The sequence below is a fragment of the Phytoactinopolyspora endophytica genome, from assembly GCF_004138495.1.
Classification (GTDB): domain Bacteria; phylum Actinomycetota; class Actinomycetes; order Jiangellales; family Jiangellaceae; genus Phytoactinopolyspora; species Phytoactinopolyspora endophytica.
In genome coordinates this window covers 35725-36243 of record NZ_ML142868.1, presented here as the reverse complement: position 1 = coordinate 36243, position 519 = coordinate 35725, and the positions used below count along the sequence as shown (strand labels likewise).

The 519-nt window shown below is 70.9% G+C and carries 1 protein-coding gene; it reads right to left on the bottom strand.

Going from position 1 to position 519, the window contains the following annotated elements; all coding sequences use genetic code 11:
- On the bottom strand, window positions 1-460 hold a 460-nt coding region (locus ELR45_RS39400; RefSeq protein WP_205857441.1), incomplete at its 3' end, for a dihydrofolate reductase family protein.
- Between the last annotated feature and the right edge of the window lie 59 nt (window positions 461-519).

Sequence of the window (519 nt, the reverse complement as noted above, 5' to 3'; positions counted from 1 at the left end):
GCGCCGACTCCACGGTGAAGATGATGGTCCGCTGCTTCGACCCGGTCATCTCCTGTGCATGCGTGAACAGGGGCGACGACGGGTGCAGCTCGAGGCGCCGGCTCACCACCGCCATCGGAGCGGCAGGCGGCTGCCCGGCGCGTTCGCGCAGCCGGGCGTAGTCGGTATGCGGCTCGACCGGACCGTAGTGCTCCGCACGGGCGGTTCCGGCGCCGACCAGCACGACGTCGGCCAGGGCGCGCAGTAACGCCAGCGTCTTCTGGTCGGGTGGCGTGGACAGCGTGCCGGAGCGCCCGTCCGGTCCTTGCGCGGCGCCGTCGATGCTGCTGACCATCATGGCTCGCAGCCAGACACCGTCGGCGCTCTCGGGATACGCGTACGCGGCCGCCAACGACTCGGGATCGTCGAGGTCTCCCGCTCCGCGTTCCGCCGGATCCTGGGGTGGGTAGATGAGCCGCACACCCCGATTCCATCAGACGTCGTCGGTCAACCCATGACGCGCCGGTCCGTGCCGGCACG